This window comes from Hydrogenophaga sp. FW305-3-2-15-A-LB1 (assembly GCF_058787875.1).
Window position 1 is genome coordinate 1 of record NZ_JBYTAE010000001.1, and the last position, 15,053, is coordinate 15,053.

12 protein-coding genes and 1 pseudogene are annotated in these 15,053 nt (G+C 65.0%); 8 read left to right on the forward strand and 5 right to left on the reverse strand.

Translation table 11 applies throughout. From position 1 onward, the window contains the following. Positions 1 to 220: 220 nt before the first annotated feature. Complete coding sequence (locus AC3WPZ_RS00005; RefSeq protein WP_247656070.1) at positions 221 to 1,879, reverse strand: sigma-54 interaction domain-containing protein; 1,659 nt, start codon at positions 1,877 to 1,879, stop codon at positions 221 to 223. 177 nt (positions 1,880 to 2,056) lie between these two features. On the opposite strand from AC3WPZ_RS00005, the gene AC3WPZ_RS00010 reads away from it, so the two are divergent. The 8 genes and pseudogenes from AC3WPZ_RS00010 to AC3WPZ_RS00045 form a co-directional block, all read left to right on the forward strand. Continuing rightward, positions 2,057 to 3,022 (forward strand): Bug family tripartite tricarboxylate transporter substrate binding protein, encoded by a 966-nt coding sequence (locus tag AC3WPZ_RS00010; RefSeq protein ID WP_492437661.1) that lies wholly within the window; start codon positions 2,057 to 2,059, stop codon positions 3,020 to 3,022. Positions 3,023 to 3,038: 16 nt separating this feature from the next. Further along, complete coding sequence (locus AC3WPZ_RS00015; protein WP_210829881.1) at positions 3,039 to 4,232, forward strand: thiolase family protein; 1,194 nt, start codon at positions 3,039 to 3,041, stop codon at positions 4,230 to 4,232. Further along, positions 4,229 to 4,681, forward strand: a complete 453-nt coding sequence (locus AC3WPZ_RS00020) for a Zn-ribbon domain-containing OB-fold protein (RefSeq protein ID WP_210829883.1) — start codon at positions 4,229 to 4,231, stop codon at positions 4,679 to 4,681. The genes AC3WPZ_RS00015 and AC3WPZ_RS00020 overlap by 4 nt, the downstream gene beginning before the upstream one ends. Before the next feature lie 13 nt (positions 4,682 to 4,694). Continuing rightward, positions 4,695 to 6,836, forward strand: coding sequence for an acetate--CoA ligase family protein (locus tag AC3WPZ_RS00025; protein WP_492437664.1), 2,142 nt, complete (start codon positions 4,695 to 4,697; stop codon positions 6,834 to 6,836). Positions 6,837 to 6,863: 27 nt separating this feature from the next. Continuing rightward, positions 6,864 to 7,316 carry a MaoC/PaaZ C-terminal domain-containing protein gene (locus AC3WPZ_RS00030; protein ID WP_492437666.1) on the forward strand — a complete coding sequence of 151 codons (453 nt, stop codon included), beginning with the start codon at positions 6,864 to 6,866 and terminating at the stop codon, positions 7,314 to 7,316. 29 nt (positions 7,317 to 7,345) lie between these two features. Beyond that, positions 7,346 to 8,518 carry an acyl-CoA dehydrogenase family protein gene (locus tag AC3WPZ_RS00035; RefSeq protein WP_210829915.1) on the forward strand — a complete coding sequence of 391 codons (1,173 nt, stop codon included), beginning with the start codon at positions 7,346 to 7,348 and terminating at the stop codon, positions 8,516 to 8,518. A 20-nt stretch (positions 8,519 to 8,538) separates the two neighbouring features. After that, positions 8,539 to 10,227 carry an FAD-dependent oxidoreductase gene (locus AC3WPZ_RS00040; protein ID WP_210829913.1) on the forward strand — a complete coding sequence of 563 codons (1,689 nt, stop codon included), beginning with the start codon at positions 8,539 to 8,541 and terminating at the stop codon, positions 10,225 to 10,227. A 273-nt stretch (positions 10,228 to 10,500) separates the two neighbouring features. Beyond that, a pseudogene (locus tag AC3WPZ_RS00045) lies at positions 10,501 to 10,722 on the forward strand (IS4 family transposase); the annotation flags it as partial. 213 nt (positions 10,723 to 10,935) lie between these two features. Here AC3WPZ_RS00045 and AC3WPZ_RS00050 read toward each other — a convergent pair. The 4 genes from AC3WPZ_RS00050 to AC3WPZ_RS00065 all read right to left on the reverse strand — a co-directional run bounded on the left by AC3WPZ_RS00050 (position 10,936) and on the right by AC3WPZ_RS00065 (position 15,040). Next, positions 10,936 to 11,367, reverse strand: a complete 432-nt coding sequence (locus tag AC3WPZ_RS00050) for a Zn-ribbon domain-containing OB-fold protein (RefSeq protein ID WP_210830019.1) — start codon at positions 11,365 to 11,367, stop codon at positions 10,936 to 10,938. Continuing rightward, positions 11,364 to 12,566: a thiolase C-terminal domain-containing protein gene (locus AC3WPZ_RS00055; protein WP_297393936.1), complete on the reverse strand. Its 1,203-nt coding sequence runs from the start codon at positions 12,564 to 12,566 to the stop codon at positions 11,364 to 11,366. Before AC3WPZ_RS00055 ends, AC3WPZ_RS00050 begins: the two co-directional genes overlap by 4 nt. Before the next feature lie 26 nt (positions 12,567 to 12,592). Beyond that, positions 12,593 to 14,230 (reverse strand): class I adenylate-forming enzyme family protein, encoded by a 1,638-nt coding sequence (locus AC3WPZ_RS00060; RefSeq protein ID WP_291090284.1) that lies wholly within the window; start codon positions 14,228 to 14,230, stop codon positions 12,593 to 12,595. 63 nt (positions 14,231 to 14,293) lie between these two features. Further along, on the reverse strand, positions 14,294 to 15,040 hold the full coding sequence (locus AC3WPZ_RS00065; protein WP_345740535.1) for a nitroreductase: 747 nt from the start codon (positions 15,038 to 15,040) through the stop codon (positions 14,294 to 14,296). Positions 15,041 to 15,053 lie beyond the last annotated feature (13 nt).

Consider the following 15,053-nt stretch of genomic DNA (forward strand, 5'->3'; position numbering starts at 1 on the left):
GGCCGGATATAAGAATGCAGCCCGCCAATACGGCCAACACACAAAGCGCTTGCAACTTGGGAGGCGTCCATATAAGAGCAAATCTAGGGTTAACCTTGAATTTTCTTGCCGTGGCCATCTGCCTTGTTCGGAGAAATTGAAGAAATAATCAAATAAATCAAGCATTTGTCTCCATCGATTCTAGTCGACTTGGCTCAAGTTCGGTGCATTGAGGTCTTCCTCAACCACCCAGCAGTCGGTAAAGATGGGAGCGGGAAATGCCGAGTGCCCTGGCCGCTCGTTGCTTGTTGCCACCGTGAGCCTCTACCGCCTCGCGTACCGCTTTTTGCATGTGCTGCGTCATGGTCAGTGGGTTCTCCAAAGGCACCGCCATGGCCAGCGCTGGGGCATGAACGCGCGGCTGCCGGCTGGCGCCATGGCGTTCGAAATGGCGGCGCTCCAGCGTCTGCCGCGCCGAGAAGACCAGGGCCTCCTCAATGCGCTGGCGCAGCTGGCGCACGTTGCCGGGCCAGGCTTGCTGGGCCAGAAACGGGGCAACTTCGGGGTGGACTTCTGGCACTTCCCAGCGATTGCGAGCGCAGAACTGCTGAATAAAGTGGGTCAGGAGTTCCGGAATGTCTTCCAGCCGCTCGGACAGACCGGGAACGTGCAGCGTCACGCCGGCAAGGCGGTAGAACAGATCGAGGCGGAACTGTCCCAAAGCGACGAGGTCGTCCATTTTCCGGTGGGTGGCGGCCACCAGCCGGAAGTCGACCTTGCGGGAGCGGTGCTCACCCAGCCGCTCGACTGTGTAGTCCTCGAGCACCCGCAGCAGCTTCACCTGGATGTCTGCAGAAATGTCGCCGATCTCGTCCAGGAACACGGTGCTCTTGTCGGCGAGTTCGAATTTCCCGATACGCCCCTGTTTGTGGCTGCCCGTGAAACTGCCTGGCGCGTAGCCGAACAGTTCCGCTTCCAGCAGGCTCGCCGGCAAGGCGGCAAGGTTCAGCGAGACCATCTGCTGTTTCCGACGGGGGCTCAAGTCATGCAAGGCCTGCGCCACCAGCTCTTTGCCGACACCGCTCTCGCCAAGGATCAGCACGGGAACGTCGAGTTCGGCGACGACCCGGATTTCCTTCTTCAGGTCGAGCATCGGTGCGCTGTTCCCGACGAGCCGGCCCAGTGACTCCGGTTCGGGCGCCATCACGCCCAGGGTTCGCTGGTAGCGCGTGACTTCGTTCTGCAGGCGCGATACCTCACGGTACATGCGCTGCACGACCTCGGGCCCCTTGAACAAGGTCCGTCCCACGACACCCACGACCGCTCCTCCGACCCGGATCGGGATCCGGCTGACGATGCGGGTGGCCACGCCGTCCGCGGAATAAGGTTGTCCGATCTCCGCGACGCCGGAAGCGGCAACTTCCGCCATGCGCGAGTTGGGAATGATCTGGTGCGCGGGCCGGCCAACTGCCTCACCCGAGCGCAGGCCCAGCCAGCGCTCGTGTGTCGGGCTGATGTAGCGCATGATGCCGCCACAATCGACGACCGAGATGGCGTCGTGCGGGCTGGTCAGAATATGGTTCAGGACCGGTGCTGCGAACGGCACTGTGGCTATGAAACGCATCAATGCGTCATCTTCTCCCGCGGGCTTGATGAGCATTACCTGAGCAGAGTCCACCAGCCAGACCACGACGATCAATGGGGTGGCGCCTTCGGTGGCGAACAGGCCCGCGTCAAGGCCGCGCTGCAGCCACTTTTCCAGCTCGGGGAGAACCTGCCGGCGGATGGATGCCAAGCACGCGGTGCCATGCAATTGCTCCTGGCCGGTTTCCAGATCGCGCATCCAGATGCCCACGGACTCCCTTGCGCTTGCAATGTCTTCATGAGAGACGCTATTCATTGATGCATTCATACGGGACATACCAGTGTCGTCATTGAGGACGTATTTTAGCCGAGAAGGCGATTTTGGGGATGCCAGACTGATGGCACAGACTTTGCACATACACCCCTGTCATCTGCCCCTGCTTGGCGCATTCGCAACAGGAGGGAGCTATCCACCACGACAAAAGGAGACGATATGAATCCCTTGCGCAGACACATTTGCGTTGCATCTCTGCTGCTGACGGCCGCAGGTTCGTCAATGGCCCAGGAGTTCCCCACTCGCCCGATCACGCTCGTCGTGCCGTACAGCGCCGGCCCCACGGATGCGCAGTACCGCAAGTTGGCCGAGCTGGCGTCCCGTAGCCTGGGGCAATCCATCGTCATCGAGAACAAGCCTGGCGGCAACGGCACCATCGGCCCCGTCCAGATGGCCCGCCTAGCAAAGCCCGACGGCTACACCGTCGCCGCCAGCACGGTGTCCCTGCTGCGCCAGCCGCACATGCAGCCAGTGGACTGGAACCCGCTCAACGAATTCACCTGGATCATCGGCCTGGGCGGCTACACCTTCGCGATTGCCGTGCGGGACGACTCGCCGCTCAAGTCCTTGAAGGACATGATCGTCTGGGCCAAGGCAAACCCGGGGCAGCTTACCTATGGCACCCCCGGTCAGGGCTCATCCTTGCATCTGCTGATGGAAGCGCTGGCTCACCAGGCGGGCTTTCAGGCGGTGCACGTGCCATTCAAGGGCGGTGGCGAAACCACCACGGCCATGCTGGGCGGCCATGTGATGGTCACGCTCAACAACGTCGGCAGCGTGATCACCCAGGCCGAGGCGCGCAAGGTGCGGATCCTCAACATCTTCGACGCGGAGCGCCTGTCCCGCCTGCCCGATGTGCCCACCTCGAAAGAGCTGGGCTACGACATCATCTATTCATCGCCCTACGGCTTGGTGGGACCGCGCAATATGCCGGGTGCAGTGGTCAAGCGGCTGCACGACGCCTTCAAGACCGCGATGGAGACGCCGGACAACAAGGCCCTCCTCGATAACCTGTATCAGGTCCCCTGGTATCGCTCGACCGAGCAATACACGAAATGGACCGTTGAGGCGTACCAGCAGGAGCGCCGCTTCGTCGAGCGAGCCGGCCTGCTCAAGCAACCCTGAGAGACGCGGAAATCTGATGAGCAGGCAAGTGACCATCGTCGGCGCCGCCGGCATCCCCTGTGGTCGGGTGCAGACCGCACCCGGCCTCGACCTCCAGGTGCTGGAACATGAGGTCCTGGCCGCCTGCGTGCTTGAGGCCGTCGGCCAGGCGGGCGTGAGCAAGGAGTCCATCGACGCCATGGTGCTGTGCCACCCGCGGCCCTACACCCAGCAGCTCTACTTCGGCACCTTTATGGCCAACTACCTGCGCCTGCCGAGCAATGGCGTGGTGATGGAGGTGGTGGGCAACGGCATGACCGGGGGACTCGCGTTCGACCAGGCGGCGCAGATGATCGAGACCGGGCGCGCGGACGTGGCGCTGGCACTCGGCGTGAACTTCGAGACCGCCATCGGCAGCGCTGAGCACATGAACCGCTCGATGCGCGCCACTGGCGACGTCGCCTTCCACACGCCATTCGGCTTCACGCCGATCTCGTGGTACGCGATGGACGCGATGCGCTACATGCACGAAACCGGCGCCACGCGGGCCGAGATCGCCAGCGTGACGGTGAAGAATCGCCGCCACGCGGCGCTGAACCCACTGGCCCAGTACCAGGAGTTGGTGACGCTGGAGGAGGTGCTCGCACAGCGCCCCATCGTCGAACCCTTCGGACTGTACGAGGTGCCGCCCCGGTCCGACGGCGCCGCCTGCATCGTGCTGGCCAGCGAAGAGGTGGCGCGCGCGCTGGGCAAGCCGTACGCACGCGTGATCGGACGCGGCTTTCATCACGAAGGCGCTCACCAGATATCCGAAGTGCCGACCGACATGATTGCCTTCAACGCGGCGGTGCGCGCCGGCGGCCAGGCCTATCGAGCTGCAGGCCTTCAGGCCGACGACATCGACGTCGCGGAGTTGTATGCGCCCTGCACCATCGTGGAGGTCCTTGTCAGCGAAGCCCTGGGCCTGACGCCGCGCGGGCGCGGCGCCGCGCAGGCGGCGGCCGGCGAAACCGCCCTGGGTGGGCGCATTCCCATCTGCACCTCGGGTGGTCTGATCGCGCGCGGACACCCGCCCTTCATCACGCCCCTTTATTCCTATCTGGAATTGTTCGAGCAGCTGACCCGACGCGCGGGTGCGCGCCAGGTGCCAGACGCCGCCATTGCCATGGCCGCCTGCGAACTGGGCAACTACAACGCAGCGCTGGTGCACATCCTGGAGGCCGCCGCATGAGCGATGCCGCACAAATGCCCGCCATGCCGCGCCTGCCGATGGCTGGCACGCGCCCCTACCCTCCGGCGCAGTCGAGCTTCACCAGCGCGTTTTGGCGCGGGCTCGACGAGGGCCGCTTCATGGCCACACACTGCACGGCCTGCGATCGCCTGTCCTTTCCCCCCAAGCCTTTCTGCCCTCACTGCTGGCACCGCAGCGTGCAGTGGCGGGCCATCGAACCGCGTGGCGTGGTCTATTCCGCCACCACCATCCATGCGGCCCCCAAGGTGTTCGGGGCCGAGGCACCGTATCAGGTCGGCATCATCGACCTGCGGGCCGGCCTGCGCATTGCGACGCGCCTGTTGGGTGACACGCCCACCGCCCGACTCCTTGACCGCGAGGTCGAACTGGCGGTGCTGACTTACGAGGACGGCCCGTTGTTTGCCGCCCGCCTTATCGACCCCCTTTGACACCAACGCTCCCATGCCTTCTGCCCAACGGCGCCTGTACGCGCCGCACGAACTGCACCGTCTGATTGCTCCGCGCAGCATCGCCATCGTCGGCGCCAGCGCCAAACCCGGCTCATTTTCCAACCGCACGTTGGAGAACCTGGCCCACTATCAGAGCGACATCCACCTAGTAAACCCACGCTACGACGAACTGGCCGGGCGGCCTTGCCACGCCAGCCTGAAGGCCCTGCCGGCTGCGCCCGACTGCGTCGTCATTGCCTTGCCCTGGCAAGCCGCGCTGGATGCGGTGCGCGAGGCGGCCGATGCCGGCGCCGGCGGCGCCATCGTTTACGCCTCGGGCTTCAGCGAAACAGGCCTGTCCGAACGCATCGTCTTGCAGGACGCGATGGCCGACATCGCGCGCGACAGCGGCCTTCGCATCCTCGGGCCCAATTGCCTGGGCATCGCCCACGTGGCCCTCGGCGCGGGCCTGCTGTTCCAGATGGGGTATGCGCAACTGCCGAAACCACCGGGCCGCGTGGGCCTGGTCAGCCAGTCCGGCGCTTTGGGCTACGCCTTGCTGCAGGGCGCCCACAACGGCATGGCCTACACGCACCTGCTGACGGCAGGCAATTCCTGCGACGTCGACGTCCTGGACCTGGCCCACTACCTGGTGCAGGACCCCGACTGCCGCAGCGTGGCTTGCGTGTTCGAAGCGGCCGGTGACGCCGAACGCCTGCAGGCGCTGGCCGACGCCGCGCGCGAGCGGGGCAAGCCGGTGATCGTCTACAAGACCGCGGTGGGCGAAGCCGCGGCGGCGGCGGCGCAATCGCACACAGGCAGCCTGGCGGGCTCGTCGCAGGCCTTCGAGGCGGCGATGCGGCGCGGCGGCTTCGTGCGGGCACATTCACTCGCCGAACTGACTGAAATGGCGGACTTCTTCGCCAAGGCGCCGGCCCCGGTGGCACCGGGGGTGGCGGTGATGGCCACATCCGGGGGCGCCGCCATCATGTGCGCGGACGCAGGCGCCAACCATGGCATCGATCTGCCGCAACCCCATGCCGAGGCGCAAGCGGTGCTGGACGCCACCGTGCCGGAGTTCGGCTCGCCGCACAACCCGTGTGACATCACCGGCCAGGTGCTCAACAGCCCCGAGGCGTTCGAGGCCTGCGCGCGCGCGATGTTGCGTGACGACCACTACGGTGTGCTGGTGCTGCCGCAGGTCACGGCGGGACAGGTCATCGCTGACAAGCGCTGCCCGGTGGTGTCGGCACTGGCGCGCGAGGCCGGCAAGCCCGTGTGCATCGTCTGGCTGCCCCACTGGCTGGAAGGCCCGGGCGCGATCACCTACATGCGCGACGAGCGCATCGGCTTCTTCCGCGACACCGAACGCTGCTTTCGCACGCTGGCAGCCTGGCAGGACTGGCATCGCTGGCGCGATACGCCACGGCCCACGCACGCCGTGGGGGCGCCAGCCGGCGCGCCATCGCCCGCGCTTGCCTTGCTTCGGCAGCAACCGCAGGTGATCACCGAGCAGGTGGCGAAACAACTGGTGGCGCTGTACGGCCTGCCCGTTGTGCAGGAGCGGGTGGCGGCCAGCGTGCGAGAGGTGGAGCAACAGGCCAGGGGGATGCCGCTTCCTCTCGTGCTGAAGTACGACGCCCCCGGCATCGCGCACAAGACCGAGCTGGGCCTGGTTCGGGTGAGCCTGGCGAGCGCCGACGAGGTATCGCGGGCGGCTCACCAGATGCTGGCGTCCCTGAGCGAACATGCGCCCGGCGCGGGCCCTGGCCGCTTCTTGTTGCAACCGATGGAGAAGGGGGATTTCGAACTCGTGCTGGGCATGAAGCGCGACCCAGTCTTCGGCCCCCTCGTGATGGTGGGCCTGGGTGGCGTGCTGATCGAGATGTTTGGCGACGTCGCGACCGAGCTGGCGCCGGTCGACCCGTCGCAGGCGGCCGCGATGCTGCGGCGACTGAAGGTCTACCCGCTGCTCCAGGGCTATCGCGGCAATCCGGGCGTCGACCTCGATGCCCTGGCCGATCTGGTGGCGCGTTTCTCGCGCATGTGCATGGACCTGTGCAACGACGTCGACGAAATCGACCTCAACCCCGTGATGGCGCGCGGCAATCGCTTTGTCGCGGTGGACGCCCTGATCGTGCGCCGGCCGACATAGCCCCTCATCAAAGAACATAAAAAGGACATGCCCATGGGATGGTTTTTTGAAGATTTCGACCCGCAGGCCACTCCCGTCGTCACGCCGGAGAAAACCATCAGCGAAACCGACGTCCTGGCCTTCGCGGCGCTGTCGGGAGATGACAACCCCCTGCACACCGACGCCCACTACGCCGAGCGCTCGCCCCTCGGTCAGCGGGTGGCGCACGGCCTGCTGGTGCTCTCGGTGGCGACCGGTCTATCGGCCAAGGCCGGGCAGTTGCAGGGCACTGCGCTCGCCTTCCTGGGCATGGAGGACTGGCGGTTCCTGGCCCCGGTGTTTTTCGGCGACTGCATCCGCCTGCGCTGGAGCGTTACCGAGAAGCGGCTGACCTCGAACGGCCAGGCCGGGGTGGTGAAGCGCCGCATGGAAATCCTCAATCAGCGTGACGAGGTGGTTCAGTCCGGCCTGTTCGCGACCCTGGTGCGCACCCGCGCCTAAACCCATTTCACTACTGGAGACACACCGCCATGGCGCGACAAGACTGGAACACCTTCGGCTTCACCGAGCAGCAATGCATGATTCGCGACTCGGTGCTGGACCTGCTGCAGGCCAAGCTGCCTGTGGAAAAAATCCGCGAACTCGACCGCGCGGGTGAATTCCCCTTCGAGGCCTACCAGGCGCTGGCCGACGCTGGTTGGATGAGCCTGCCATTCAGCGAGGCCGAGGGCGGCTCGGGCGGCTCGCACAAGGACCTCGCGGTGCTGGTGGAGGCCATGGCCTACCACTACGCCAGCGTGGCCACGGCCTATCTGACCGCAGTCATTTACGCCGGCCAGCACATCGCCCTGCACGGCAGCGAGCAGCTCAAGCGCACGTACCTGCCCGGCATCATGGACGGCCGCCTGCGCATGGCTATCGCGCTGACCGAACCAGGCGCGGGATCCGACGCAGCGGCGATCGCCACCAAGGCCGAGCGACGTGGCGAGCGCTACGTGGTCAACGGCCAGAAGCTCTACATCACCTGTGCCCACGTGGCAAACCACCTGGTCACAGCGGTGCGCACCGGACCGTCGGGAGACCCCCAGTTCGCTGGGCACAAGGGCATCAGCATGCTGCTCATCCCGGCCGACGCGCCGGGCGTCACCATCCGCATGCTCGACACCCTGGGCCGCCGCACCACCCGCGCCAACGAGGTCTTCTTCGACAACGTGGAAGTGCCAGCGGAGAACCTCATCGGCGCAGAGAATAAAGGCTGGCGCGGCCTGATGAAGTGCTTGAACATGGAACGCCTGTGCTTGGCTGCGGCCGGCGCCGGCAACACGCAGCACGTGATCGACTACGCCAAGGACTACGCGACGCAGCGCGTGCAGTTCGGCCAGCCAATCACCCAGTTCCAAGCGATAGCGCACAAGTTCGCCGACATGCGCATCAAGGCCGAGACCACGCGCCTGATGACATACCGCGTGGCGGAGATGCTGGATGCCGGTGTCGAGCCGCGAATCGAGACCGCGATGGCCAAGGTGGTGTCGACCGACAACGACTTCGACTGCGCCAACCTGGGCATGCAGATCATGGGCGGGGCCGGCTACATGATGGAGCACGACATGCAGCGCTTCTTCCGAGACTCGCGCATCGGCCCCGTGGGCGGCGGGGCCAACGAGATCCAGCGCAACATCATTGCCCAACTGATGGGCCTTTGATGACCAACGAGACCACAAGCATGGAAAAGATCGAGTGTGATGTGCTGGTTGCCGGCTCCGGCGCCGCCGGTTTGACGGCGGCTTTCACCGCGGCGGACAGCGGGCTGGATGTCATCGTGGCGGAAAAAGAGCCGGTGTTCGGCGGCACCACGGCCTACTCCGCGGGGGTGATCTGGATTCCCGGCAACAGCCTGGCCAGGCAGGCCGGCTTGAAGGACTCTCCCGAGGACGCCTTGACCTACATGAAGGAAGAAGCTGGTGAGTTCTTCGATGAACCCAAGGCCCGCGCGTTCGTCGAGAACGCACCCCGGATGCTGGACCACATGCTGGCGCGCAGCCATGTGCGCTACCAGCTGATTCCGAACTGGGCCGACTACCACCCCCTGCGTCCCGGCGCATCGAGTGGCGGGCGCTCCCTGTTGCCGGAGCCCTTCGATGGCCGCCGGCTGGGCCAGCGCTTTCGGGAACTGCGGGTCCCGATCACAACCATGATGCTGTTCGGCGGCATGTCCGTCTCGCGCTCGGACATCCCTCACCTCTTCAATGCCACACGCTCCCTGCGCTCGGGTGTTCACGTCCTGTGCATGCTCGCTCGTTACGCGCGCGATCGCCTGAGCTGGCCGAGGGGCACCGCCATCGCCAATGGCAACGCGCTCGTGGCGCGCCTGGCGCTGTCGCTGTTCGAGAAGGGTGTGCCGCTCTGGACGGGCTCACCCTTGGTGCGCCTAATCGAACAGGACGGCCGGGTGAGCGGCGGCCTGGTGCGCCGCGACGGCCGCACCGTCGAGGTGGTCGCTCGCAAGGGCGTTATCCTGGCCAGCGGCGGCTTCCCCCGCAACGACGCGTGGCGCCGCGAGCGCTACCCGCACGTGGCCCAGGGCAAGAACCACGTCAGCCTGGCCCCACCCGGCAACACCGGTGACGGGGCGCAACTGGCACAGGCACATGGTGCGGGGTTTTCCAAGGGGGCCTCCAATCCCGCGGCCTGGACGCCCGTGTCCAATCTGCCCAACGGCGACGGCACGTTCACGCCATACCCCCACTTCATCGATCGCTGCAAGCCCGGTTTCATCGCGGTGGACCGCCGGGGCCAGCGCTTCGCGAACGAAGCGGACTCTTACCACGATTTCGTCCCCGCCATGGTGAAGGCCTGTGCGAACGATGCCCGCGTCGAGGCGTTCCTGATCTGCGACCACGCCACGATCCGCCGCTACGGCATGGGCGTGGTGCCGCCCTTTCCCATGCCGATCACGCGCTACGTCGACCGCGGGTACCTGATCCGGGGCGACACCCTGGCCGGGCTGGCGAGTCAACTCGGCATCGAACCCGCGGCCCTGGACAGCACCGTGAAGCGCTACAACGGGTTCGCCCGTGACGGCAAGGACCTCGATTTCGGCAAGGGCTCCAACGTCTACAACCATTTCGGCGGCGATCCCTCCTGCAAGCCCAATCCCAACCTGGCGCCTATCGAGCGGGGACCGTTTTACGCGGTGCGCCTGGAACCCAGCGACCTGGGGACGTTCCAGGGACTTCAGACCGATGAGCACGCGCGCGTGCTGCGCGCGACGGACGGCACGCCGATCCAGGGCCTGTATGCCGTGGGCAACGACATGGCCAGCGTCATGGGCGGAGCCTACCCGGGGGCAGGCATCACGATCGGCCCGGCCATGACCTTCGCTTACATCGCGGCCAGACACTTGGACACCTGAACTTGCCCGTGCGCATGTTCTTCCACAGGTCCATCGCTGCGGCCAGATACGCCGGTCCATGAACGAATGGCGCTCAAGAACCGAACAGGCAATGCACCGAACTTAACCATGGTAAGAAAATTCAGGGTTAATCCGAATAGAACTTACCTTGGCGCGCCGGTCATCGCAAACGCGCGTAAGTGCTTGAAAGCAAAGAGGTGGCTGACCCTTGCCTTGACCGATAGGAGGGTTGGTTACGAAGCATCCAAACCATCTTTCCTTAGGCTAGCCACCATGGGTCGTAAAATGCGAGCCGATTTGCATCAACGCCGCAGCCGCCTTGCGCCGCGCTCAGGATCGACCGGTGCAGTGGAGTTCTTCAACGTACTGACCAGCGAGGAACTGCTGCAGGCCACAGAAGCGCTGCGGCCCGAACACCGTGAACGGCCATACGCGCCCACAGTTACGCTGTCCATGTTCATGCGCCAGACACTGGGGGCCGATGGCTCGTGTCAATGGCATCTTGCCATAACCGACCGGCGCAACGATTGCCACGATCCGATCATGCATTGACAAGGGCTCAATCGCCCGCCGCGCAACCGTGGCCGTGGTCAGGTCAGGGGGCGCCCCCTCGACTACCGCCTGGGAGGACGACGCAGCGAAATGGGGCCAGCGAAATGTCGCTTTTGGATGGGTCATTTCCTCAGATGGCACGCGAAGACGCGTGTTTCACGCTTGAAGTCCGGCCGCCCGGAATCGCGGCAGCGACACACCGCCCCCGACGGGCTCGCAAACCAGCTCGACAGCCATGTCGAAGGTGACCACCGAAGGATCTGGACCGACGAAGGCGCTGATCATCCGCGGACCTTCTTCGAGTTCTACCAGCAGCACGGCATAGGGCGTGTCCTGCTTGAAGGCCGGGCCGGGCGCCCGGTGGACCACGCTGAACGAATACACCTTGGCGCGACCGCTGGCGGCGCGGTGATCAAGGCGCTCGCTACCGCACTCACGGCAGATCGCCTGTTGGTAGAGCTGCACGTGGCCGCACGCAAGGCAGTGCTGCAGCAGCAGCTCGCCTTCCTGAATGCCGCGCCAATAGATTTCCGAATCCGCATCCGGCATCGGCTGCGGCTTGAGGTGGGCGTCTTTTGGGTTGATCACAGCGTGGCCTCCGTTCCCAGGATGGTGGTGGCGTTGGTCGCAAAACCGGCGCCCAGGCTGTGCACCATGCCAAGTTCAGCACCCGCGACCTGGCGTTCACCGCAGCTTCCGCGCAGCTGGTTGACGACCTCATAGAAATGAAACAGCGAGCCCGGCATGCCCGAGTGCGCAAACGACAGCAGGCCGCCATGGGTGTTGCAGGGGATGGCTCCGCCGTAGGTGATCTGCCCGTCCTCGACGAAGCGCCCACCTTCGCCCTTGGGGCAGAACCCGAGGTCCTCCAGCATCATGATCACCGTGCCGGTGAAGCAGTCATAGACCCCGGCCACGTCGATGTCCTTCGGCCCGCAGCCCGCCATGGCGTAGGCCCTGGCGCTCGACTGCACCGCGCCCGTGGTGGTCAGCGAGGGCATCAGGAAGATGTGCTCGTGCGTGTAGCATTCGCCGCCGCCGAGGATGTAAATGGGCTTGGCAATTCCCAGCGCCCTGGCGCGCTCGGCCGACGTGACGATGAAGGCTGCTGCGCCGTCGGAGATGAGAGAGCAGTCGAGCTTGTGGTAAGGCGTTGTCACCCAGCCGGAATTCAGCACGTCATCGACGCTCAGCGGATCGGTCATCTGCGCCCCCGGCGTGCGGCGTGCGTGTTCGCGGTGGATCACCGCCACCTTGGCAAACTGCTCGGAGGTGGTGCCGAACTCTTTCATGTGCCGATGCGCGGTCATGGCGAAGGTGTTGGCCACGGGAATGCCGAAGGGCATTTCGTATTGCTGGTCCCGGCTTTCGGTCATCGAGCGCAGGGCAAGGTCGGGGGACAGACCGGTCAGCAGGCTGTCGCCCCCCACCACCAGCACCGTCTCGGCCAGGCCGCCGGCAATGGCGGCGGCGGCGATGTTGAACATGGTGGCCGCCGTGGCGCCGGAGACCTGCAGCGTGTTGGAAAACGTTGGCTGGATGCCCAGGTATTCGCTGAAAGCCACGCTGAAGCGGTGGAACGGCGAGGCAAAGGCGGAGCTTGAGAGCACGCCATCGACCTCGTGCTTGCCGATGCCGGCCTCGGCCAGCGCCTTGCCCGCTGCGTCGGCGGCCAGCGCGAGCGCGCTCTTGCCCGGCACGCGGCCGACGGCGGAAATGCCCGCACCGATGATCGCGGTTTTACCGCGAAGCGTATGCGACGAGGGTGCGGATTTGATGTTTGCCATAACTGGGTTCGTGGGTCGGAGTGGGCTCAGGCAGCCGCGGGGCGCAGGTGCTTGCGCAGTTCTGCCTTCAGGATTTTTCCTACCGGGTTGCGCGGGATGGCGTCAAGGTACTCGATGCGCTCGGGCAGCTTGTAAGCCGCCACGCCGATCTGCTTCAGGTGGCCGACGATATCCTCCAGCGCCGGCGGCTGGGCCTTGTCCTTCGGAACGACGAAGATACAGGTCTTCTCGCCCATGATCTCGTCGGGCACCGCCACCGCCGCCACCTCCTGCACGCCGGGATGGGTGAGAACCAGGTTCTCGACCTCGGCTGCGCTAACGTTGAAGCCACCGCGAATGATGATGTCTTTCTTGCGGTCAAAGAAACCGATGTGGTGAACGTCCCGCACGATGAAAAAGTCACCTGTGCGGCAAAAGCCGTCGGGGGTGAACGTGCTTATCGCCAGGTCCGGCCGCTGGTAATAGCCAGCAAACACATTGGGTCCGCGGTAGACCAGCTCGCCCACCTGGCCGGGCTGCGTGCATTCTGCACCGCTCTCATCGAGCAGCTTCATCTCTACACCCTGGATGTCCGAGGGCCACTCGACGCCCGGGCGACCCCACCACGGAAAGTGATCTGCCCGCTTGGCGAAATCGGGCACGTCTCGCGCCCCTGCAAACACCGCGGTGCCTTCGGTCTGTCCCCAGGCGTGCAGGATTTCGATGTTCCAGCGCCGCTTGAACTCCTCCATGCTCCAGCGCGAGGGTTGCGCCGAACCCGAGGCGATGCAGCGCACGCTGGAGAAGTCAAGCTGATCGACGTTGGGCAACTTGAGGATCATGTTCAGCAGGGCAGGCACCAGCAGGGTGAAATGCACCTGGTCATGCATCAACTGCTTGAGAAGCAGCGGCATGTTCAGCGGGTGATGCAAGAGCGTCGTGCCCCCGATGGCCAGCGAAGCCAGCCAGGTCGCCACACCGGTCATGTTGACCACCGGCGCGGTCGCCAGCACCCGGTCCCCTTCGTGCAGCCCGGCCGTCAGCGGGATCAGGTTCATCTGAAAGAGCCAGTTGTTGTGAGACATCGGGCAGCCCTTGGAAAGGGCTTCGGTGCCGGACGACCAGCATAGGCTGAAAATGTCGTTGGCGTCGACACCGATGGCGTCGAGCCTGGCCACGTCGGCCGCACCACGCGCCATCTCGGCAATACGCTCGATCGGCAGCGCGACAAATCCGGTCTTCTCGGCGATGGCGAGTTGATCGGCACCCTTGAAATCGCGCATCCCGAAGAAGAAGCGCGCCTCGGTGAGTTTCTTGACATTCTGGAACTCGTTGTCGCGCCACTGAATCGGCATCGGCGAGAGCACGCCGCCGGCGCGGCTGACCGCAAGAAACATGGCAACCAGTTCCCATACGTTGGGCAGTTGCACGACGACGATTTCATCCTTGCGCAAACCCATGTCCAGCAGCCCGGTCGCGATGGCGTCGACGGCCGCGGCGAACTCCCGATAGCTCAGGTTCTGTGCTGCTGTTCCGGTCAGATCAGGCCGATCAGCCGGGTCGACCACGGCGGGCCGCTCCGGCGCCTTGGCCGCCGTCTCGCGCAGCAAATCGAGCAGGGTGCGCCGGCCCCAGTGGCCGCTTTCGGTGTAACGCTTCAAGGTCTCAGCAGTGTGCAGAATCATCGCTCGGCTCCTTTGGGTGTGCTTGTCGGAATGAATCAAAGGTTCAATCGCTGGCGCGTGAGCTCAGCGAGCCGCGTCGAAACCATGGAAGCTGGAAAACGTCTCCACATCGGTTCGTTCGGTGATGAAGGCGTTCTCCGGGGCCGACAGGTCCTCGTGTCCCAGGGCGATGCCGCAAGCGAGGATTTCGTGGTCGCTGATAGGCAGTTGGGCACGCGCCACTTTGTGGTACCAAGCAAGCGCCGCCTGCGCACAGGTGTGCAGGCCCTGTGCGCGGGCGGCCACCAGAATGTTCTGGATGAACATGCCCAGATCCATGAAGCTGCCGGTGTTCAGGCGGCGATCGAGCGTGACGAGCAGGCCCACCGGCGCGTCGAAGAACAGGTAGTTGCGCAGCATCTGATGCGCGCGCGCCGCCGCATCGTCGCGGGCGATGCCCAGGCTGGCATACAGGCCAAAACCGCAGCGCCGCCGACGATCCAGGTAGGGCTCGACCCAGGTGGTGGGGTAGTAGGCGTATTCAGGCTGGTGGCGGTCTGGCTCGTGCGTGGCCGCCTCAATGAAGGCATCGCACAGACGCTGCCGGGACTCGCCCGCCACCGCATACACCTTCCACGGCTGCACGTTGTTGCCACTCGGGGCTCGCGCCGCCACGTTCAAAATGTGCTGCACAACCGAGGAAGGAACGGACGTGGGTAGAAACCGCCTGACCGATTTTCGACTGCGAATCGCTTCATCAACATGCACGGACGGACTGCCTTTCTGACTGCGTAGAGCTACGGAGAAGAAACGACGCGGTGAGACTTGCACCGCTGGACTCCCA